At 71.8% G+C, this 21,023-nt stretch carries 17 protein-coding genes and 1 pseudogene; 10 read left to right on the top strand and 8 right to left on the bottom strand.

The annotated features are described in order from the left end of the window. The first annotated feature begins 40 nt into the window (after positions 1-40). The 4 genes from O7621_RS22925 (at position 41) to O7621_RS22910 (ending at position 4,425) form a co-directional block, all read left to right on the top strand. Entirely contained in the window at positions 41-991 is a 951-nt protein-coding gene (locus tag O7621_RS22925) for a MurR/RpiR family transcriptional regulator (protein ID WP_282231169.1), read from the top strand. Between the two features lie 12 nt (positions 992-1,003). After that, positions 1,004-2,452: an N-acetylglucosamine/diacetylchitobiose ABC transporter substrate-binding protein gene (gene ngcE / locus O7621_RS22920; RefSeq protein ID WP_282231168.1), complete on the top strand. Its 1,449-nt coding sequence runs from the start codon at positions 1,004-1,006 to the stop codon at positions 2,450-2,452. A 43-nt stretch (positions 2,453-2,495) separates the two neighbouring features. Beyond that, on the top strand, positions 2,496-3,437 hold the full coding sequence (locus O7621_RS22915; RefSeq protein ID WP_123602302.1) for a sugar ABC transporter permease: 942 nt from the start codon (positions 2,496-2,498) through the stop codon (positions 3,435-3,437). A gap of 184 nt (positions 3,438-3,621) precedes the next feature. Then, positions 3,622-4,425 carry a carbohydrate ABC transporter permease gene (locus tag O7621_RS22910; protein WP_348775327.1) on the top strand — a complete coding sequence of 268 codons (804 nt, stop codon included), beginning with the start codon at positions 3,622-3,624 and terminating at the stop codon, positions 4,423-4,425. A gap of 10 nt (positions 4,426-4,435) precedes the next feature. Here O7621_RS22910 and O7621_RS22905 read toward each other — a convergent pair whose 3' ends face one another. Beyond that, positions 4,436-4,633 carry a hypothetical protein gene (locus O7621_RS22905; protein ID WP_282231167.1) on the bottom strand — a complete coding sequence of 66 codons (198 nt, stop codon included), beginning with the start codon at positions 4,631-4,633 and terminating at the stop codon, positions 4,436-4,438. 286 nt (positions 4,634-4,919) lie between these two features. On the opposite strand from O7621_RS22905, the gene O7621_RS22900 reads away from it, so the two are divergent. Together O7621_RS22900 and O7621_RS22895 are read left to right on the top strand one after the other, a co-directional pair. Further along, positions 4,920-6,584, top strand: coding sequence for a bifunctional 3'-5' exonuclease/DNA polymerase (locus O7621_RS22900; protein WP_282231166.1), 1,665 nt, complete (start codon positions 4,920-4,922; stop codon positions 6,582-6,584). Between the two features lie 134 nt (positions 6,585-6,718). Continuing rightward, the gene (locus tag O7621_RS22895; protein WP_278174528.1) at positions 6,719-7,312 is read left to right on the top strand and encodes an NTP transferase domain-containing protein; all 594 of its coding nucleotides are present in this window, start codon (positions 6,719-6,721) and stop codon (positions 7,310-7,312) included. A gap of 9 nt (positions 7,313-7,321) precedes the next feature. Here O7621_RS22895 and O7621_RS22890 read toward each other — a convergent pair whose 3' ends face one another. The 5 genes and pseudogenes from O7621_RS22890 to O7621_RS22870 all read right to left on the bottom strand — a co-directional run bounded on the left by O7621_RS22890 (position 7,322) and on the right by O7621_RS22870 (position 13,500). Next, positions 7,322-8,128 carry a metal-dependent hydrolase gene (locus O7621_RS22890; protein WP_282231165.1) on the bottom strand — a complete coding sequence of 269 codons (807 nt, stop codon included), beginning with the start codon at positions 8,126-8,128 and terminating at the stop codon, positions 7,322-7,324. Between the two features lie 82 nt (positions 8,129-8,210). Then, complete coding sequence (locus tag O7621_RS22885; protein WP_282231164.1) at positions 8,211-8,978, bottom strand: TIGR03089 family protein; 768 nt, start codon at positions 8,976-8,978, stop codon at positions 8,211-8,213. A 136-nt stretch (positions 8,979-9,114) separates the two neighbouring features. Further along, a pseudogene (locus O7621_RS22880) lies at positions 9,115-9,918 on the bottom strand (serine/threonine-protein kinase); the annotation flags it as partial. Between the two features lie 164 nt (positions 9,919-10,082). Beyond that, positions 10,083-11,417 (bottom strand): glycosyltransferase family 4 protein, encoded by a 1,335-nt coding sequence (locus O7621_RS22875; RefSeq protein ID WP_282231163.1) that lies wholly within the window; start codon positions 11,415-11,417, stop codon positions 10,083-10,085. 151 nt (positions 11,418-11,568) lie between these two features. Next, a complete protein-coding gene (locus tag O7621_RS22870) occupies positions 11,569-13,500 on the bottom strand; it encodes an amylo-alpha-1,6-glucosidase (RefSeq protein ID WP_282231162.1) in 1,932 nt (643 codons plus the stop codon). A 191-nt stretch (positions 13,501-13,691) separates the two neighbouring features. Here O7621_RS22870 and O7621_RS22865 point away from each other — a divergent pair, with 191 nt between their 5' ends. Next, positions 13,692-16,364 (top strand): glucosidase, encoded by a 2,673-nt coding sequence (locus O7621_RS22865; RefSeq protein ID WP_282231161.1) that lies wholly within the window; start codon positions 13,692-13,694, stop codon positions 16,362-16,364. On the opposite strand, the gene O7621_RS22860 is transcribed toward O7621_RS22865, so the two are convergent. Both O7621_RS22860 and O7621_RS22855 read right to left on the bottom strand, forming a co-directional pair. Beyond that, on the bottom strand, positions 16,352-17,593 hold the full coding sequence (locus O7621_RS22860) for an FAD-dependent oxidoreductase (RefSeq protein ID WP_282231160.1): 1,242 nt from the start codon (positions 17,591-17,593) through the stop codon (positions 16,352-16,354). The genes O7621_RS22865 and O7621_RS22860 overlap by 13 nt on opposite strands. A gap of 122 nt (positions 17,594-17,715) precedes the next feature. Next, positions 17,716-18,420, bottom strand: a complete 705-nt coding sequence (locus O7621_RS22855; protein WP_282231159.1) for a CPBP family intramembrane glutamic endopeptidase — start codon at positions 18,418-18,420, stop codon at positions 17,716-17,718. 98 nt (positions 18,421-18,518) lie between these two features. Between O7621_RS22855 and O7621_RS22850 the strand changes: the two genes are divergently transcribed. The 3 genes from O7621_RS22850 (at position 18,519) to O7621_RS22840 (ending at position 21,009) form a co-directional block, all read left to right on the top strand. Then, a complete protein-coding gene (locus O7621_RS22850) occupies positions 18,519-19,064 on the top strand; it encodes a thioredoxin family protein (protein ID WP_282231158.1) in 546 nt (181 codons plus the stop codon). A gap of 69 nt (positions 19,065-19,133) precedes the next feature. Further along, on the top strand, positions 19,134-19,871 hold the full coding sequence (locus O7621_RS22845) for a hypothetical protein (protein WP_282231157.1): 738 nt from the start codon (positions 19,134-19,136) through the stop codon (positions 19,869-19,871). Positions 19,872-20,022: 151 nt separating this feature from the next. Then, a complete protein-coding gene (locus tag O7621_RS22840) occupies positions 20,023-21,009 on the top strand; it encodes an FAD-dependent oxidoreductase (protein ID WP_282231156.1) in 987 nt (328 codons plus the stop codon). Positions 21,010-21,023 lie beyond the last annotated feature (14 nt).

Below are 21,023 nucleotides of genomic sequence, written 5' to 3'. Positions count from 1 at the left end.
CCACTAACAGTTAACAGTCCTTCCCGAAAGGTTGGCGCCGATGGCTGACAGCGAGGTGGAGATCCCCGCGGGGACCGCGGTGGTCGACGCCCCGGGGCCGGCCGACACGGTGCTCGCCCGGATCCGGCTCACCGAGTTCACCGGTGCGCTGCGCCGGGTCGCCGACCAGGTGCTCACCGACCCGGCCGCAGCCGCCCGCGCCACCATCGTCGAGCTGGCCGAACGCAGCGGTACGTCGCCGGCGACCGTCACCCGGTTCTGCCGGGCACTCGGCTTCGACGGCTATGCCGACCTGCGGCTCGGCATCGCCGCCGAGACCGGCCGGGCCCGCGCCGCCGGCTGGACCGTCGACATCGGCCGGGAGATCCAGCCCGGCGACCCGCTCGACCGGGTGCTCGGCCAGATCATGGCCGCCGACACCCAGGCCATGCACGACACCGCCGCCCTGCTCGACCTCATCCAGGTCGAGCAGGCCGCCGACGCGGTCGCCGCCGCCAGCCGGGTCAACATCTTCGGCGCCAGCGGCAGCGCCCTGGTCGGTGAGGAGATGCAGTTCAGTCTGCACCGCATCGGCGTACCGGCCTGGGCCTGGACCGATCTGCACAACGGCCTGGCCAGCGCGGCGCTGATGCGCGACGGCGACGTGGCCCTCGGCATCTCGCACACCGGCCAGACCCGGGAGACCATCGAGATGGTCGCCGAGGCCGGCAGCCACGGCGCGACCACCGTCGCGCTGACCAGCTTCCCCCGCTCCACCCTGGCCGACCTGGCCGACATCGTCCTGCTCACCGCCCCCCAGGCGACCACCTTCCGGCCGGACGCGCTCTCCGCCCGCCACCCGCAACTCGTCGTCCTCGACCTGCTCTACGTCGCCGTCGCGCAGCGCACCCACGACCGCGCGCACGCGGCGTTCCGCCGCACCGCCCGAGCCGTCGACGGCCACAAGGCCGTCGACCGGAGCACGATCCGCCCCGCCGAAACCCCCAGCTGAGGAGCACGCATCATGTCGCTTTACCCAGATTCCGTGCGGATCCCGTCCGCCGTCGCCGGTGCCTCGGTCCGCCGGCGGACCCTGCTGCGCCGCGCGGCCGCCGCCGGGCTGCTGGCCGGCCCGGCGGCCGGCCTGCTCTCCGCCTGCGCCGGCAGCGACCCCGGCACGGGTACGGAGACCGGCACCAAGAGCGCCGACAACCCGTTCGGTGTCGCCGACGACAGCAGCGTTGACGTCGTCGTGTTCAACGGCGGCCTCGGCGACGAGTACCCCGAGTTCGACAAGACGCTGTTCGTGGCCAAGCACGACAGTGTCACGGTGAACCTCAGCTCCACCCAGAAGATCAAGACCGAGCAGCAGCCGAAGTTCTCCACCACCCCGGCCGACCTGATCAACAACTCGGGCGCCGACCTGATGGCGATCGACACCCTGATCAACGAGGGCGCGCTGACCGAGCTGACCCCGCTGCTGGACGCGCCGAGCTGGGACGACCCGGCCGTCAAGGTCCGCGACACGCTGCTGCCCGGCACCGTCGACGACGGTACGTTCGACGGCGAGTTCTTCCAGCTCAACTACGCGTACACGGTGTTCGGTCTCTGGTTCGACCAGGCGTTGTTCGACCGCAACGGATGGGCGGTGCCGACCAGCTTCGACGAGTTCTTCACCCTCGCCCCGAAGATCAAGGCGGCCGGTGTCGCGCCGTTCGCCTTCGCCGGCAAGTACCCGTACTACATGCGCTGGCCGATCATGACCTGGATCTGGCTGGCCGGTGGCCGGCAGGCGGTCGTCGACATCGACAACCTGAAGGAAGGCGCCTGGCAGACCGACGCGGTCACCGCCGCGATGAGCGCCGTCGAGAAGATGGTCGCCGACGGCTACACCCTCACCGGCAGCGACACCCTGACCCACACCGAGTCGCAGCAGGCCTGGCTGGACGGCAAGGCGGCGTTCCTGCCCTGCGGCACCTGGCTGGAGAACGAGATGCGGGCCACCATCCCCAGCGGCTTCCAGATGAAGATCGCCCCGGTGTGGAGTGTCGGCGCCGCCGACGCCGCCCCGTACGGCACCGTGCAGGCCGGCTCCGGCGAAGGCTGGATCGTGCCGAAGAAGGCCGCCAACGCCCCCGGCGGCATGGAGTTCCTGCGGGCCATGCTCTCCAAGGAGGGCGCCGGCAAGTTCGCCGAGCTGACCAGCTCGCTCGCCTCGGTGAAGGGCTCCGGCGACAACGTCACCACCTCCACCGCGCTGACCTCGGCCAACGAGCTGATGAGCAACGCCCCCGGCGACCTGGTGTCGTTTCGTCACCCCGACTGGTACGCCGACCTGGACAAGGTGGAGCAGAACGCGATCGGTGAGCTGATGGCCGGCCGGATGACCGCCAAGGAGTTCCAGGACACTCTGCAGGAGGCGGCCGACGAGATCGCGGCGGACGACGCGGTGAACAAGTTCACCCGGTCCTGAGTTGTCGCTTCGCTGACCCGATCGAGCAGAAGGTGACCTGACGATGCAGCACGGAAAGGCCCGGTTCGTGACGGGCTTCCTGGCACTGCCGGTGGCGCTGTACGTGTTCTACGTCGTCTGGCCGTACGCCCAGGCGGCCGGATACTCGCTGACCAACTGGGGCGGCTACTCCGACACCCAGGAGTTCGTCGGGCTGGCCAACTACGTCCGGATGTTCGGCGACGAGCTGATCCGTACGGCGTTCTGGCACAACGTCTTCTTCCTGGTCACCCTGCCGTTGTTCACCATCGCGCTGGCCCTGTTCCTCGCTTTCCTGCTCAACGTGGGCGGGCGTGGGGACAGGGCCGGCGTGCGGGGCGTCCGCGGCTCCGGCGTCTACAAGGTGATCTTCTTCTTCCCGCAGGTGCTGTCCCTGGTGCTGGTCGCCATCATGTGGGGCGCCATCTACCGGGGCGACAGCCAGGGGCTGCTCAACGGCATCCTGATCAGGATCGGTCTGGTCGACGCGGAGCAGCCGCTGAAGTTCGTCTCCGACCCGACGCCGTTCCTCGGCGTACCGGCGGTGCTGTGGTGGCTGCTGCTGATCGCCGTCTGGGGCGGGGTCGGCTTCTACATGGTGCTGTTCTCCGCCGCCATGCAGTCGATCCCGAAGGACATCTTCGAGGCGGCGATGCTCGACGGGGCCAGCCGGGTGACCAGCTTCCTGCGGATCACCCTGCCGCTGCTGCGCGACAGCATCTCGGTCGCCTGGGTCTACCTCGGCTTCATCGCCCTGGACATGTACGCGCTGGTCTTCGTGATGACCCCCAACCAGGGCGGCCCCGACCACGCCAGCGAGGTGTTCGCGTCGGTCATCAACTTCACCGCCTTCAACAAGGGCCAGTTCGGCTACGCCTGCGCGATCGGTGTCGCGCTGGCCATCTTCACGCTGCTGCTCGCCGCGGTGCAGTTGCGGATCACCCGCCGTGAGCGGATCGAATTCTAGGGAGGGCCGCGCGATGAGCACTGTCACCAACCCACCGACCAGTGCGGCCGGCCCGCCGCCACCGCCGTCGGAGACCGCCGGCGGTCGGCGGACCGCCCGGGCGCTGCCGCCCCGGCGGGCCGGCGCGGTCAGCGACTCCTTCTTCAACGGCTTCTCCCACCTGTTCCTGCTGATCTGGGGCGCGATGGTGGTGTTGCCGCTGCTGTGGGTGATCATGTCGTCGTTCAAGGACGACGCGCAGATCATCCGGGAGCCGCTGTCACTGATCCCGGACGAGCTGCACTGGGAGAACTTCGCCCGGGCCTGGGTCGACGGCGGCATCGGCGACTTCTTCGTCAACACCATCCTCATCGTCGGCGGCGGGGTCTTCCTGACCATGCTGCTCGGCTCGATGGCCGCCTACGTGCTGGCCCGCTACGAGTTTCCCGGCAACCGGGTCATCTACTACATGTTCCTGTCCGGGCTGACCCTGCCGGTGTTCATGGCCGCGGTGCCGCTGTACAAGGGCGTCTACAACACCGGCGTGTTCATCCCGCTGCTCGGCCCGAACAGCCACGTGATGCTGATCCTCGTCTATGTGGCCTGGTCACTGGCGTTCACGGTCTTCTTCATGCATTCGTTCTTCAAGACGCTGCCGACCACGGTCGCCGAGGCGGCGATGGTGGACGGCGCGTCGCACAGCACGCTGTTCTTCCGGGTGATGCTGCCGATGGCGAAACCCGGGCTGATCAGCATCGGCATCTTCAACGTGATCGGCCAGTGGAACCAGTGGTACCTGCCGTACCTGCTGATGCAGCCGAGTGGCGGCGAGGCGAAGAACCAGGTGATCGCCCAAGGGCTGATCGACCTGTCGGTGAACCAGGGCTACAAGTCCGACTGGTCGGGCCTGTTCGCCGGGGTGACCATGGCGATGCTGCCGGTGCTGCTGGTCTACATCGTCTTCCAGCGGCAGGTGCAGTCCGGCCTCACCGGCAGCGTCTCCAAGTAGCCGGTGGTGGTCAGTACACGTAGGTGACGTCGACCATGTGCGCGCCCCCGGTGCGCGGCGGCGACAACAGATAGGTGGTCGACGCGGGCACCGCGAAATAGAACGTCCTGCTGCTGGTGTACCACCGGTTCGTCTGGTACAGGACCCCGCCGATCGGGTTGCGCATGTAGTTGCTCACCGCCGCCTCGGCGGCATCCGCCGGCAACATGACGGCGATGATTGCGCTGAACGCGACGAGGGTACGGCGTAGTTTAACCGTCTTCTCGACATACGCATTCTGCGTTCTTGACGTGATCCTGGCCATTGCCCGCCGGCACGGTTGCCCACCTGGCGTTCGCGGGTCTGATGCATGTGTGGCATTGCGATGCCACACATGCATCAGACCTGGAGAGCACCTGCCTCCGGCCCGGCAGGCGCGGGGACTGCCGGGCCGGCGTACGACAGCACCCACGACCAGGGCCGATGTTGTCGTACGCCGGGGCGACAATGGTCGGGTGCTGGTGGCGGTGGCGGCGGGTCCGGGCGGCGGCGCGCGGCGGCTGCTGCACGCCGACGGGCGGCCAGCCGGCCCGGTCGAGGCCGTGCCCGACCTGGCGTCGGATGCCGACCGGCCACCACCGTCGCAGCATCCGGCGGCCGGGCCGTCACCATCGCAGGCACCGGCGGCGCGCCCGGTGCCCGAGCCGCGCTGGCTGTGGGCGACCACCGCGGCGGTCTACCCGGCCCTGCTGCGGGCCGGCGTGCGGATCGAGCGGTGCCACGACGTCGAGCTGACCGAGGCGCTGCTGCTCGGCTACGACGGACGCTGGGGCGAGCCGCGGTCACTCGCCGCCGCGTACGCCCGGCTGACCGGTGCGCCGGTGCCACCCGACCCGCCCGCGCCGGGTGCCGCGCCACCCGGGCACGGTCAGACCGCGCTGTTCGACGACGTGCCGGCCCTGGCGACGGTCGCCGACCCGATCGAGGCGCTCACCCGGGTCTACGCCGACCAGCAGCGCCGCATCGCGGGCACGGCCCGGCCGGACCGGTTCCGGTTGCTGGTCGCCGCCGAGTCGGCCGGCGCGTTGGTCGCCGCCGAAATGGCTGCCGCCGGGCTGCCGTTACGGGCCGACCTGCACGACGCACTGCTCACCGAGCTGCTCGGCGCGCCGTCGCCGGTCGGCGGGCCGCCGCGCCGGCTGGCCGAGCTCGCCGGTCGGATCGCCGCCGCGTTCGGCGTCCGGCAGTTGCACGCCGACTCACCGGCCGAGGTGCTGCGGGCCTTTGCCCGGATCGGGATCAGCCTGCCCAACACCCGGGCCTGGGTGCTGCGCGGCGTGGACCACCCGGCCGTTCCGCTGCTCATCGAGTACAAGGAACTGCATCGGATCTGGACCGCGCACGGCTGGTCGTGGCGGCAGGCCTGGGTCCGCGACGGCCGGTTCCGCCCCGAGTACGTGCCGGGCGGGGTGGTGTCCGGCCGGTGGGCCACCCGGGGCGGCGGGGCGTTGCAGATCCCCAAGGCGGTCCGCCGGGCGGTGGTCGCCGATCCCGGCTGGTGTTTCGTGGTGGCCGACGCCGCCCAGCTGGAGCCCCGGGTGCTCGCCGCGATGTCCGGTGACCGCCGGTTGGCCGCGGCCGGCGGCGCCGGTGACCTGTACGCCGCGCTGGCCCGCGACTCGTTCGGCGGTGACCGGGCCCGGGCGAAGGTCGCGCTGCTCGGCGCCATGTACGGGCAGACCGGCGGCGCCGCCGTGCCGGCCCTCGCCGTGCTGCGCCGCAGCTACCCGGTCGCGTTCGAGTACCTGGAGTCGGCGGCCCGGACCGGGGAGACCGGTGGCCTGGTGCGCTCCTGGCTCGGCCGGACCTGTCCACCGTCCGACGTCGGCACCCCGGCCCGGGGGCGGTTCACCCGCAACTTCGTCGCCCAGGCGACCGCCGCCGAGTGGGCGCTGATCCTGCTGGCCACCGTCCGTCAGGCGATCGCCGGCACCGCCGCCGAGCTGGTCTTCTTCCAACACGACGAGGTGGTGGTGCACTGTCCGGCGACGCAGGCGGCGGCGGTGGCCGCCGCCGTGCGGGAATGCGCCGGCCGGGCCACCACGGTGCTGTTCGGCGACACCCCGGTCCGGGTCCCGCTCGAGGTGTCCACCGTCACCTGCTACGCGGACGCCACCTGATCGCCACCTGATCGTTGGGACCGTAGTGCGTTCCATCGGATCGGGCAGCGTTTGGCGGGCGCTGTGACCGCCGGCCGGGCTGGACCGGCCGGGCAGACGTAGCGGGGGTGGCTCAGCTGAGTCGGATCGCGGGGATGATCATCGCGGCTGGTGGGGGTCGGCGGATCGGCGGGCCGGAGGCCCTGCTGTACCGCGGCGACCAACTGCTGGTCGAACGGGCGTTGCGGATCGTGGGGGAGACCGGCTGTGATCCGGTCGTGGTGGTCCTCGGCGCCGCCGCCGACCAGGTACGCGACACCGCCGACCTGACCGGTGCCACCGTGGTGGTCAACCGGGCCTGGGGCACCGGGCTCGGCTCGTCGCTGCGGGTCGGCCTGGACGCGTTGAAGGACAGCGACGCCGAGGCGGTGGTGGTGTTCCCGGTCAACATGCCAGGGATCACCGCTGACGCGCTGCGCCGGGTGACCGCGCTGCCGTACCCGGAGGTGCTGGTCTGCGCCACCTACGCCGGCACGCGCAGCTACCCGATGGTGTTCGGCCGGCGGCACTGGGCGGCGATCGCGACCCTGGCCAACGCCGACGGCGGGGCCCGGCCGTACCTGCTCGCGCACACCGGCGAGGTGATCGACATCTCCTGCGACGGCGTCGCCGAAGGCGGGCAGGTGGACACCCCGGAGTCGGTCGCGGCGTGGGGGTTGGCGGTGCCGGTGCAGCGCACCCCGGCGTGACCCGAGGGCTCAGCCGGCGGTGAAGTGCCGGTGCACCGCCGGGATGGCCAGCCCGATGATGGCCAGCACCGACACGACGCTGAACACACCGCGGAGCACGACCACCTCGAACTTGCTGCCGGCCCTGATGGAGTACCGGTCCGGCGGGCCGAACATCCGCCACATGCGCCGGCCGATCGGGATCGGCCACAGGATCGGTACGCCGGCCCGGGTGATCAGGTCACCGAGGATGTGCACGAAGCAGCCGACCCCCATCGCCAGGCCGAGCATCGGGTAGCCCCGGTCACCGGGCAGGTGCAGGTAGGTGAAGTAGGCGGCGCCGAGCGACAGCAGGGTAACGATCACCCAGCCGGCGCGTTTGGCCCACTCGTCGAACAGCCCCCGCAACGCCAGGCCGATCATGAAGAACAGGATGGCGATCACCGCCCACTTGCCGTACGCGGCGCACAGCGCGGTGGTGCCCCAACCGACCAGCACGGTGAATGGAATGGTGTGGGTGAGGGTGCGGTGCCCGTTCTTGCGGTTCGGATCCTTGCTGAGCTTCGTCGCGTGGTAGACGCCGAGGGAGATCTTCTCGATGACCTCGGCGACGAACAGCGACGCCACCCCGAAGGTCCGGGCGACGGTGGCGCCGCCCTGGTTGCGGGTGACCTTGCCGGACAGGTCCAGGTCCGGGAAGAGCGCGCCGCCGGCGCAGACGGCGGTGCCGACCGCGATCATCAGTGGCGACTGCTCGTAGCCGGCGAACTGGTCGAGCGCCCAGGAACCGGCGAGCCACACGGTGGCACCGGACAGCGCGTGGGACGGACCCATCATGGTCGAGCTTCCTCCAAGGTCAACTTCTCGGCGGAGGCAACTCTGTCAGATGGTGGTGGCACCGTCCACACCGGTACGGCGGTCAGAGCACCCGGGTGACTCCTTCGCTGTCCACCCTGGGATCGAGCCGGTCCGGGTCCAGGTTGACGCAGAGCACCACGCTCGCGCCGACGGCGAGCGGTGCGAGCAGCCAGAACAGTGGGTGCTCGTGCTGGCCGCCGTCGACGAGCACCCGGTCGCCGGCGGTGACGTCCTGCTGCGCGGCGATCTCCAGCGCCAGCGAACCCCACTCGGCGTAGCTGGTCCCGTCCACGCTGGCCAGATCACCCGGCCGGACCAGCCCGTACGCCGGCGGGCGACCGGGGTACCGGCACGCCTCGGCGAGGAAGTCCCGGTAGCCCTCCGGCGGCGGGGTGCCCGCCGCGGCCCGGGTTCCGATGTCGAGCATGAACCGGTGCCGCGCCCCGGGCACGTCCTCCAACCAGTCGTCGATCCGGCCGCGGGCGGCGAACACCGCGTCCAACGGTTCGTCGCCGCCCGGCTCGATCACCGGCAGGCCGGCGGTGGCGGCCAGCCGGATCGACACCGAAACCCCGATCGACCAGGCGCCCAGCAGAACGGCGGCGGTCTGCCAGTGCGGCGGCAGCAGGATCGCCGCCCGGTCGCTGGCGACCAGCCCGCAGCCGTCGCGCAGCACCGCTGCGGTCCGGGCCGCCCAAGCGCCCAGCGCGGTCGCGGAGAGTTCGGTCCGCTCGCCGGTGGCGTCGTCATAGCAGGTCAGCAGGGGCGTTGTCGGGTCGCCAGGGTAGATGCCCAGGCCGGGCGCGCTGGCGAGGGCGGAGGCGTCCATGCGTACTCCAGGGTGTGAATGGTCGTCGCGGCCGACCCTACCGGGTCAGGGCGCCGGGGACCCGTAACCGTGCGGCCACGTCGCGCAGCCGGGGCCAGGTCACGGCGGTAGTGCCGGGCGGGGCGCCGGCGGTCACCCGGCGCAGCATCCGGTCGGTCTCGTCCACGTCGAGCCGTCGTCTCGGGTCGCGGCGCAGCAGACCGGCGAGCACCGGCCGCAGTGGCCCGGCCCGGGTCGCCGGGTCCGGTGGCGCGGTGGCCAGCGCGGTCAGCGTCGCCATCGGCGTCGACCGGGCGTACGGGGCACGGCCCTGGACGGCGGCGTACAGCGTGGCGCCGAGCGACCACAGGTCGGCCGCCACGGTGGACACCCCGTCCCGGGCGCGTTCCGGCGAGATGTACTGCGGCGAACCGATCACCATCCCGGTCCGGGTGAGCGAGCCGTCGCCGTCCAGGGTGGCGAGTCCGAAATCAGTCAGTACCACCCGGCCCCGGTCGCCGATCAGCACGTTGTGCGGCTTGACGTCGCGGTGCAGGACCCCGTGGCCGTGCGCGGCCCGCAGCGCGGCCAGCACCCGCCGGCCGATCGCCGCGACCCGTACCGGCGGCAGCGGGCCGTCCTCGGCGACGACCTGGTGCAGCGAACGGGACCGGACGTACTCCATCACGATCAGCGGGCAGCCGGCGACGTGCCGCACGTCGTAGATGCGGACCACGTTGGGGTGGTTGAGTCGGGCGGCGCTGCGGGCCTCCCGCAGCGTCCGGCGGCGCAGTGCCTCGCGTTCGGCGTCGTTCATCCAGTCCGGGGGCAGCACTTCCTTGACGGCGACGTCGCGACGCAGGACCTCGTCGCGGGCCAGCCAGACCCGTCCCATCCCGCCGCTGCCGACCGGACGTACGAGTCGGTAGCGGTCTGCGATCAGCTGCGGTGACACGATCACCGTCTCCCATCGTCAGCCCACGACTGCATACAGTAGTTGTGGGCTGACCATGCCGGATCAGCTGGAGAAGTGGCGACCATCAGCCGTTTCGCTGCGCCGGGTGACCTAACAGCCGAGTACCCTGCCGACGAGCAACCGCGCTGCCGATGAGCAGCCGAAGCCGCCTACGAGACGGCGCCGCCGACCGCCGCGAGCAGGTTGCCGTCCGGCACGACGAGCTTGCCCGCCCCGCCGGCCAGCTGAGCGGCCGCCCGCCGGGTGTTGAAGCCCGGCGCTTCGCGGACCGCGGCGGCGTACGTGGCGGCGGTCTGCGCCGCGATCGTCGCCCAGCCGTACCGCCGGGTCACCAGTTGCCGGGCCGACCGGGCCACCCGCCGGGCGAACAGCTCGTCGGAGAGCAGCGTGTGCACCGCTTGGGCCAGCCCGTGCGGATCCTGCGGCCGGAACGTCGTACCGGTCACGCCGGGCTCGACGATCTCGGCGAGTCCGCCGGTGGCCGACACCGCCAGCGGCGCACCCGCCGCCGCCGCCTCCAGCGCCACCATGCCGAACGGCTCGTAGAGGCTCGGCACCACGGTGGCGTCGGTCGCGCCCAGCACCGCCGGCAGCTGCGACTCGGTCATGAACCCGGCGAAGTGGATCAGATCGGCGACGCCGAGCCGCGCGGCCTGCGCCTGCAGCTCACCCCGGTACGGACCGTCGCCGGCGACGATCACTCGCAGCCCGGGATGGCGTTGCCGCAGCCACGGCAGCGCGGCGATCAGGTGCTGGACGCCTTTTTCGTAGACCAGCCGGCCGGCGAAGCCGATCAGCGGCCCGTCGGCGGCGTACCGCTCGCGGGCCGCCGCCACCGCCCGCGTCGACGACCGCCACACCCGGTCGTTCACCCCGTTGGCGATCACGTCCACCCGCGACGCCGGCAGCTCCAGCAGGTGGCTTACCTCCCAGCGCATGTAGCCGGAGCAGGTGATCACCCGGCACGACTCGTGGCCGAGCCAGTGTTCGATGGAGTGGATGGACTTGTTCATCTCGTCGGGGAGCCAGCCCTGGTGGCGGCCGGCTTCGGTGGCGTGGATGGTGGCGACGAGGGGGATGTCGAGGTGTTCGGTGAGGGTGATGGCGGTGTGGGTGACGAGCCAGTCGTGGGCGTGGATGACGTCGTATTCGGCGGTCTGGGTGGCGCGGAGTGCGGCGCGGGTGAGGGTGTGGTTGAAGGCCATGGTCCAGGCGAGGAGGCTGGGGGTGGCCAGGGGGAACAGGGGTGGGTCCTCGGCGGCGCGGATGATGCGGACGCCGTCGGCGTATTCCTCGAGGGGGGCGCCGGGGGCGTGGCGGGTGACGACGGTGACCTCGTGGCCGGCGTTGGCCAGGGCGACGGAGAGGGCGTGTACGTGTCGACCCAGTCCGCCTACCACGACGGGTGGGTACTCCCAGGACAGCATCAGAATCCGCTGCGACCGTGGTGCGCGGATGTCGATCACGTCGGCGGCAGGTGACATCGACAGACCCCCCTCAATTCAAATCGGCACCGGACATGCGCGATCAGACACCTATTGCGGGTGCTGACGCGTCTTTGGGTTGCCGACGATACTGCCGGCAACGGGATAACCAGGGAAGACATTCGCGTTGCGCTGATGTAACAGGAACTGATCAGACTCGTCGGACCCGGAGTAGTTCGGCTACCGACCACGCCTGGAACGGGCAGCCGGTGGCGCCGTGCGGCGGATCCCCGTCGGCCGTTTCGCTGACCGAGCCGAGTCCGTACTCGTTCAGGTGGGCGGTCAGCCCGAGGAACACGTCGGAGACGTCCAGACCGGCGCGCCGGGCCGCCGACACGTACGGTCCGATCAGCCACGGCCAGACCGTGCCCTGGTGGTAGGCGCCGTCGCGGCGGGCCGGGCCGCCCCGGTGCTGCCCGAGGTAGCCGGCCGAGTCCGGGGCCAGGCTGCGTAGACCCAGCGGGGTCAGCAGCGCCGCGCCGATCGCCCGCAACGGTGCCGGGTCCGGCTCCAACGGGGCGTACGGCAGCGACCAGGCGAGCAGCTGGTTCGGGCGCAGCGCGTCGTCGTCGGCGTGCGGATCTCCGCCCAGCGGGTACTGCGCCGGGGTGTCCAGCACGTCGTAGAGCCATCCCGACGGGGCCGGGTAGCGGGCCCGGAACGACTCCTGCGCCTTCGGGTACAGGCTCGTCGCCGCCCCCGGATCACCGTCCACCAGCTGCGCCAGCTCGCTCACCGCCGCCAGCCCGTTGACCCACAGGGCGTTCACCTCGACCGGCTTGCCTTCCCGGGAGGTGATCGGCACCCCGTACACCCGGGCGTCCATCCAGGTCAGTGCCTCACCGCCGGCACCGCCGGTGAGCAGCCCGTCGGCCTCGTCGACCCGGATGCCGTAGCGGGTGCCGCGCAGATGCGCCGCGACCACCTCGCGCAGCGCCGGCAGCAGCTCGGCCGCCAGGTCGATGTCGCTGGTCGCGGTGACGTGCCGGTCCACCGCGTGCAGGAACCACAGGGTGCCGTCGACGGTGTTGTACTCCACGTGCCCGGTGTCGGCGGTGTTCGCCAGCATCCCCTCGGACAGCGTCGCCGCGTAGCCGCGCAGCAGCTCCCGGCCCTCGTCGGCCCGCCCGGTCGCCAGGAACAGCCCCTCGTACGACGTCATCGTGTCCCGTGACCACGCCCCGAACCACGGATAGCCGGCCACCACGTCCGGCCCGGAGCCGGTGCGCACCACGAAGGCGTCGGCGGCCAGGGCCAGCGTGGCGTCGACGGCGTCGGCCGGTTTCGCGGCCGCCACCACCGCCCGGTTACGGGTCCGGGCGGCGGCGACGATCGTGGCCGCCGGGGCCGGCACCTGTTCCAGCTGCTCCGCCCACGCGGTCACCTCGGCCACCGCGCCGGGGCCGTCGAGGGTGGCGGTGAAGCTGCCCGCGTACCACAGGTCCTCCTCGGCCCGCAGCCCGCGCGCCGCCTCCTCGCGGTGGTACACGCCGTCCCACCAGTTGCCTGCCGGCACCCAGTCCGGGCCGTGTATCCGGAATGCGCCCTCGATCACCGTCCCGCCGTCGACGTTGTCCATCCGCGGCGGGGGAGCCTGCCCGTCCCGTTCGCCGTGCGCGTCCCGCCAGGTGGTGACGGCGGCCAGGGTGAGGGTGACCGGTCCGCCGCTGACCAGCCGGTGGGTGACCGCCACGCACGGCGAGCCGTGCGTCATCGCGATCTCCCGTTCGATCACCACGTCGCCGATCCGCCACCGCCAGCGCGGCACCCCGTCGGTCAGGTCGAAGCGCTCCAGCAGGGTGTGGCCGGGTGGGTCGACCACGCCGGACGACCATTCGTGCACGCCGAGGCGGACCTGCGCGCCGGACGGCAGGGTTACCGCCGGGTCCAGGCTGACCAGCCCGACCCGCCGGGCCGCCGGGGTGGCCCCGGCGACCACCAGCAGGCCGTGGTAACGGCGGGTACGCAGACCGCTGACCGTGCCCATCGCGTAGCCGCCCCGACCGTCGGTGACCAGCCACTCCCGGCTGGCTCCGGCGGCCAGGTCGCCGCAGACCTGCGGTCCGAAGCTGATGTCGAGCAATGTTCCTCCATGGCTGGTCGACCGGCGAGAGCGGGCTGCGGGCCGGTGGCGGGACAGGGCTGGGGCGGTGGCAGGGCGAGCGGTGGTACGGCGGTCGGTGCTGGGCGGTCGGGCCGGCAAACGGCGCTGATGTGCCGGCAAGGTGACGGTCCGACAAGTGCCGGAAACACGTCCCAGGAAGAATGACCGTCATGGTCAACTCCAGGCGGACGTATCGTGATCCGGAGCGCACCCGGTTGGCGGAAGCCGACGCGGGTGAGCAACCGTGGCGGGCATGGGGGCCCTACGTGTCAGAGCGGGCATGGGGAACGGTACGGGAGGACTACAGCGAGCACGGTACGGCGTGGGACTACTTTCCGCATGATCATGCCCGATCCCGGGCGTACCGCTGGAACGAGGATGGCATGGCCGGCGTCTGTGACGACCGGCAGACGTTCTGCTTCGGCCTGGCGCTGTGGAACGGCGAGGACCCGATCCTCAAGGAGCGCATGTTCGGCCTGGGCGGCGACGGCGGCAACCACGGCGAGGACGCGAAGGACTACTGGTGGTACGAGGATTCCACACCCACCCACTCCTGGATGCGTTGGCGCTACCACTATCCGCAGGCCGCCTTTCCGTACGACGATCTCGTCGCGGTCAACGGTATGCGCGGCCGCGACGAGACCGAGTATGAACTGGTCGACACCGGCATCTTCGACGACGACCGGTACTGGGCGGTAACCGTCGACTACGCCAAGGCGGGGCCGACCGACATGTGCATCGAGATCACCGTGGCCAACCGGGGCGACACCGACGCCCGCCTGCACGTCCTACCCAGCCTGTGGTTCCGCAACACCTGGGCGTGGGGGCTGCCCGGCCGCGACCAGATCCCGGTGCTCACCGGCGACGGCGACCGCCTGGTCGGCCACCACTGGGTGCTCGGGCAGCTGGTGCTGCAGGGCGACGGCGATCCCACCCCGCTGCTGTGCGACAACGACAGCAACGCCGAGCGGCTCTGGGGCCTGCCGTCGCGTACCCCGTACCCGAAGGACGGCATCAACGACCACGTCGTCGACGGCGCCGACACGGTCAACCCGGAGCTGACCGGCACCAAGGGCGCGCTGTACTACGTCCTCGACGTGCCGGCCGGCGGGGAGGACCGGATCCGGCTGCGGCTGACGTTGACCGCGCCGCCGCCGGGCAACACCCCGCCGCCCCGGCTCAACCTCGGCGCCGGGCACGCCGCGACGCTGGCCGCCCGGCACGCCGAGGCCGACCGCTACTACGACACCGTCATCCCGGCCGCCGCCACCGACGACGAACGTCTCGTCGCCCGCCGGGCATTCGCCGGTGTGCTCTGGGGCAAGCAGTTCTACCACTTCGACGTCGCCCAGTGGCTGGCCGGCGACCCGGCCAGCCCACCGCCGCCCGACGGGCGCGGCCACGGCCGCAACGCCGCCTGGTGGCACATGAACAGCTTCGACGTCATCTCCATGCCGGACCCCTGGGAGTATCCCTGGTACGCCGCCTGGGACCTGGCGTTCCACTGCTCGACGCTGGCCCGGGTCGACCCGCAGTTCGCCAAGGACCAGCTGTTGTTGCTGCTGCGCGAGTGGTACATGCACCCCAACGGGCAGATCCCGGCGTACGAGTGGGCGTTCGCCGACGTCAACCCGCCGGTGCACGCCTGGGCGGCGCTGCGGGTGTTCGACATCGACGGCCGGCGCGACTTCGAGTTCCTCGCCCGGATCATGCACAAGCTGCTGCTCAACTTCACCTGGTGGGTCAACCGCAAGGACATCAACGGCAACAACGTCTTCGAGGGCGGCTTCCTCGGGCTGGACAACGTCGGGCCGTTCGACCGGTCCGCCGCGCTGCCGGTGGCCGGGGTGCTGGAACAGTCCGACGGCACCGGCTGGATGGCGACGTACGCGCTGAACATGCTGGACATGGCGTTGACCCTGGCGGTGCACGACCACACCTACACCGACATCGCCACCAAGTTCCTGGAACACTTCGCCTACATCGCCGCCGCCGCCTACGACCAGGGGCTGTGGGACGAGGAGGACTCGTTCTTCTACGACCAGCTGCGGCTGCCCGACGGCGACACTCTGCCGTTGAAGGTACGGTCGGTGGTCGGCCTGCTGCCGTTGGCCGCCACCACCACGCTGCACTCCGGCACCCTGGCCCGGCTGCCGGAGCTGGCGGCCCGGCTGCGTTGGTTCCTGACCAACAAACCGGAGTACGCCGACGTGATCGGTGCCCGCCGGCTGGCCGGCGACGGCCGGCAGCACCGGCTGCTGTCCATGGTCGGCCCGGAGCAGATCGTGCGGATCCTCGCCCCGATGCTCGACGAGGAGGAGTTCCTTTCCCCGTACGGGCTGCGTACCCTGTCCCGGCGGCACCTCGACGAGCCGTTCACCGTCTCCCTCGGCGGACAGGACTTCACCGTCGGCTACGAGCCGGCCGAGTCGGCCAGCGGGTTGTTCGGCGGCAACTCCAACTGGCGGGGCCCGATCTGGATGCCCACCAACTACCTGCTGGTCTGCGCGTTGCGGGACTTCGCCACCTTCTTCGGCGACGACCTGCTGATCGAGTACCCGACCCGGTCCGGCTCCAAGCGCACCCTCAACGCGATTGCCGACGACCTGTCGCACCGGCTGATCTCGCTGTTCCTGCGCGACGGGTACGGCCGGCGGCCCATCTACGGCGCCGCCGAGAAGTTCCAGCAGCACCCCGACTGGCGGGACCTGATCGCCTTCCCGGAGTATTTCCACGGCGACAACGGCGCCGGCCTGGGCGCCTGGCACCAGACCGGCTGGACGGCGCTGGTCGCCGACCTGATCCTGACGGTGCGGGCCGATCGGGGGGCTCAGCCGGGCTGAACCCGCCGGCGGGCGTACTCCGGTGCGTGCTCGGGACGCGGTCCGATGCCGATCAGGTAGGCGGGCAGTAGCGAGGCCGCCGGGAACCGGCGCATCAGGGCCAGCAGCGGTGCCGGAGGGCCGCCCCGTCGACCCTCCAGGATCGGCCGCACCACGGTGCGGTGCATCACCTGCTGCAGGGTCTGCACCGCGACGGTCGGCATGCCCCGCCGGGCGCGCACGGTGGCCAGCTCCGCCGGGGTGACCCGGCCCCGGCGCAGCGGCCCGGCCAGCCGGGTCGCCGCCGCGACGGCGTCGGCGACGGCGAGGTTGATCCCGACCCCGCCCACCGGGCTCATGGCGTGGGCGGCGTCACCGATGCAGAGCAGGCCGTCGCGGTGCCAGCGGCGCAGCCGGTTCACCCGTACGTCCAGGTGTTTGACATCGTCCATGCTGGTCAGCGCGTCGAGTCGGTCGGCGAGCCGGGGTGCGACGGCGGCCACGCCGTGGCGGAACGCCGCCAACCCCCGGGACCGCAGCTCGGCGTCGATCCCCTTGCGGGCGATGTAGGCGACCTGCAGGTGGCTCTTTCGGGGGATCACCACGAGCATCGCGCCGGGGCCGGCGGCCGGCACCACCCCCGGCAGGTCGTCCGCGTCCCGTCGGGGCAGCCGGAACCACCAGGCGTCGATCGGCACCGGCAGCTCGCGTGGCCGTAGCCCGGCCGCCCGCCGTACGGTCGACCAGCGTCCGTCACAGGCCACGGTCAGCGCCGCCCGGGTCTCGCCGGTCGTGCCGTCCGCCGTCCGGTGCCGCACCCCGGCGACCCGGTCACCGTCGTACAGCAGGCCGGTCACCTCGGTCCCCATCCGCAGGGTGAATGTCGGCTCGGCCGCAGCCGCCCTGGCCAGCAGGCTGAGCAGGTCCCATTGCGGCACCATCGCGATGTACGGGTGCGGGGTACGCAGCCGGCGCAGATCCCCGATGACGATCCGCCGGCCGTCGCCGGTCGGAAAGGCGACCTCGTGGATCCGGCTCTGTGGCAGGGCGGCGAACTCGTCGCCGAGGCCGAGCTCGTCGAGCAGTCGCAGGGTCGACGGGTGCACGGTGTCGCCGCGGAAGTCCCGCAGGAAGTCGTCGTGCTTCTCGCAGACGACCACCCGGACGCCGGCCCGGGCCAGCAGCAGGCCGAGCATCATGCCGGCCGGTCCACCACCGGCGACCACACAGTCGGCAGTGTCAGTGTCCATCGCGCCCACCTCCATCGATTTCATCACGCGTTGAATAAATCGACGATAGCGCGCCGCGTCGATCCGTTCGACCCGGCGGTCGAGGTGTGGGCGACGACACGGCCCGACTGAACGCGGGCGGGTCAGCCGATGAACAGCGGCAGCAGAGTGAGTGAGTTGACCGCGCCGTGCACGGCGACGATCGCCCACACGTTGCGGTACCGCGACCACAGGTAGCCGAGGAACAGGCCGAGTCCGCCGTTGAACATCAGCACCACCGCGACCGTGTCGGCCACCGGGCCGGCGCCGATCCGGTGGGTGTGCATCGCCGCGTACAGCGGCGCGGTCGCGGTGATCGCCGGCCAACGGCCGAGCAGCGCCTCCAGCCGCGTCTGCAGCAGCAGCCGGTAGAAGACCTCCTCCAGCACACTCGCGGTCAGGAAGGTCAGCAGCATCGCCGCGAGCAGGACCATCGGATCGTACGCCCGGTAGCCGGACAGGTCGGACGGTCCGGCCAGCGGGCTGTGGTACGCCAACCAGGCCCAGCCGACGACCGCCGGCACCGGGCCCAGCCAGTACCAGCGCCCCGGGAGCGCCCGTCGATGCTCCCGACCGCCGGGCGGTGGCGCCGGCCAGTTCCGCAGTGCCCACCATGCGCCGCCGAGCAGCAGTGCGACCTTCACCGGGCCGTACCAGACGCTTCCCGGTCCGAGGAGCAGCGCCAGCACCGCGAACACCACCGCGACCGCGCACAGACCGACCACCTGCCGGGTGAGGGTCGCCCGCGCGTCGGCCACCGCCGGGCGCAACGCCGGCAGTTGCGGCGGCACCAGCCTGGCCAGCAGCATTGCGGCGACCAGCCAGCGGTCGCATCCCGACGGATGCGCGTACCGCCTCGAGATGGCTTGTCGCTGCCCTGGCCGACCGCACGGGTAGGGTGGCGGGCATGGCTGTCACCTCAGAGATGGTGCCGTTGGGCACCCCCGCGCCCGACTTCGCGCTGGCGGATGTCTCCGGTCACGTGGTCCGCCGCGACGACTTCGCCGACGCGCCGGCGCTGCTCGTCGCCTTTGTCTGCAACCACTGCCCGTACGTGAAGCACGTCGAGGTCGGACTGGCCAAGGTGCTCGCCGAGTTCCCGACCCTGGCCGTCGTCGGCATCTGCACCAACGACGCCGAGGCGTACCCCGACGACGCCCCCGCGCAGCTCGCCGCGCAGGCCCAGCGGGCCGGCTGGACGTTCCCGTACCTCGTCGACGCCACCCAGCAGATCGGGCGCGCCTACCAGGCAGTGTGCACTCCGGACTTCTTTCTGTACGGCGCCGACCGCACCCTGGCCTACCGGGGCGCGTTCGACGACTCCACCCCGGGCAACGGCAAGCCGGTCACCGGGGCGGCGCTGCGGGCCGCGATCGAACTGGTGCTGGCCGGGCAGCCGGTGCCCGAGCCGCACCAGCCGAGCATGGGCTGCTCGATCAAGTGGCGGTCCTGACCGGACCGTCGGCGCGGGCCGGATCCGGCCGCTGGTAAACCCCGATCGGCGGCCGCGCGTCAGTCCGGTATGACCCATCTGCGCGTACCGATGATCGTCAGCCTCGCCGTACTGCTGGCCGCCGCCGGCTGCACCACGGCCGAACCGACGGGAGCCGCCACCGGCCAGCCACCGGACGGAACCGGTGCCGGGACACTGGCACCGCCCGGACCGGCAGCGGACCAGCGGGAGTCGCCAGCGGTGGGCCTCAGCCGCAGCGGCCCGGACGGACCGCCCGGCCCCGGCCCGGGCGAATACCAGGTGCGGTACGGCTGGGCGGTGCCGTCGCAGACCGTCGTCATCCGTAACGACGTCCGTCCGCCGGTCGCATCCCGGCCGGCTCCGCCGCTGCCGTACCTGGTGGAGATCGAGGCCACCGACCACGCTGACACCGACCCGGCGTACAGCCGGATCTCGTTCGTGTTCCGGTCCGGATTTCCGTCCTACGAGGTCGGTTACCAACCGCGGATCGTCCTCGACGGCACGGGGGAGCCGGTCGACCTGGCGGGCGACTGCTTCCTGCAGATCCGGTTCGTCTCCGCGCAGGCACACGACGCGTACGGCCGGATGTCGATCCAGCGATCGCCCCGCCCTCAGCTGCGGCTGGGCAGCCTGCGTGGCTACGGGTTCGCCGGCGACTACGAGGGCCGGGTCACCTACGGTCTCGGTCTCGACCCGGCCGGCGGGCCGGACCAGCCGCCGCCGGTACGGGTCGCCGAGGTCGGCGTCGGCGACCGGTTCATCGTCGCCGTCGATGTCAGGTACTGACCGCGACCGCTGCGGCTGGGGGTCGGCGCGGGCACCGCTGCGGTTGGGGTCGTCGCACGGGAGGGTGACCCGGTCCGGCAGGATGTGGCCGGCGGGTACGGGTACCGCCCGGAGCGGACCGGCCGGGCGGACGGGACGGACAGGAGAGACGGTGTCTGACGCGGTGGTGGTCGGAGCCGGCATCATCGGGCTCAGCTGTGCGGTCCGGCTACAGCAACAGGGACTGCGGGTGACCGTGGTCACCGCCCACCCCGTCGAGCAGACCGTGTCGGCGGTGGCCGCCGCGGTCTGGTACCCGACCCGGACCGACGGCACGTCCCGGGTGTTCGACTGGGCCCGTCGCACCTTCGACGAACTTGCCGACCAGGCTCGGCAGCCGGTCCCGGGGGTGGTGATGCGACCGACCCGGATGCTGCTGCGCGCCCCGGTCGACGATCCACCGTGGTGGGCAGCGGCCGTTCCCGACCTGCGTTACTGCCCGGTCACCCCGGTGGTGCCGGCCGCCGGCACCGGTCCGGCCGGTGGGGTGGTGGCCGAGTGGCGGTGCACGGTGCCCACCGTGGAGATGCGGCCGTACCTGGACTGGCTCACCCGACGGTTCGCCGCCGCCGGCGGCGTGCTGCGCCAGCGTGATCTGTCCAATTTGGCCGAGGCGGGCCAGCTGGCGCCGGTGGTGGTGAACGCCACCGGCCTGGCCGCCGGGCGGTTGGCCGCCGACCCTGCGGTGCATCCGATCCGTGGCCAGGTGGTGCTGGTGGCCAATCCCGGCATCGCCACCTCGGTACGCGACGAGTACCACCCCGACGGTTCCACCTACGTGCACCCCCGGCGGCGCGACGTCGTGCTCGGCGGCACGTTCGAGCCGGGCGTCGACGGCGAACTGCCCGACCCGGCGACGAGCCGGGCGATCCGGGCCCGTTGCGCCGCCCTCGTTCCCGAGCTGGCCGGCGCGGCGGTCCTCGCCCAGCGGGTCGGGCTGCGACCCGGGCGGCACGGCGGAGCCCGGGTGGAGGTCGATCCCGCGCCGCCGGCCGGTATCACCCGGCTGATCCACTGCTACGGACACGGCGGTGCCGGCGTGACCCTGAGCTGGGGCTGTGCCGACGAAGTGGCATCGCTCGCGGTCGAGCCGGCGTGACGGCGTCGAACCGC

Origin of the sequence: Solwaraspora sp. WMMD937, from assembly GCF_029581175.1 — a bacterium.
Lineage (GTDB): Bacteria > Actinomycetota > Actinomycetes > Mycobacteriales > Micromonosporaceae > Micromonospora_E.
Note: the sequence above shows the minus strand (reverse complement) of the source record. Positions and strands in the feature narration are given on the sequence as shown.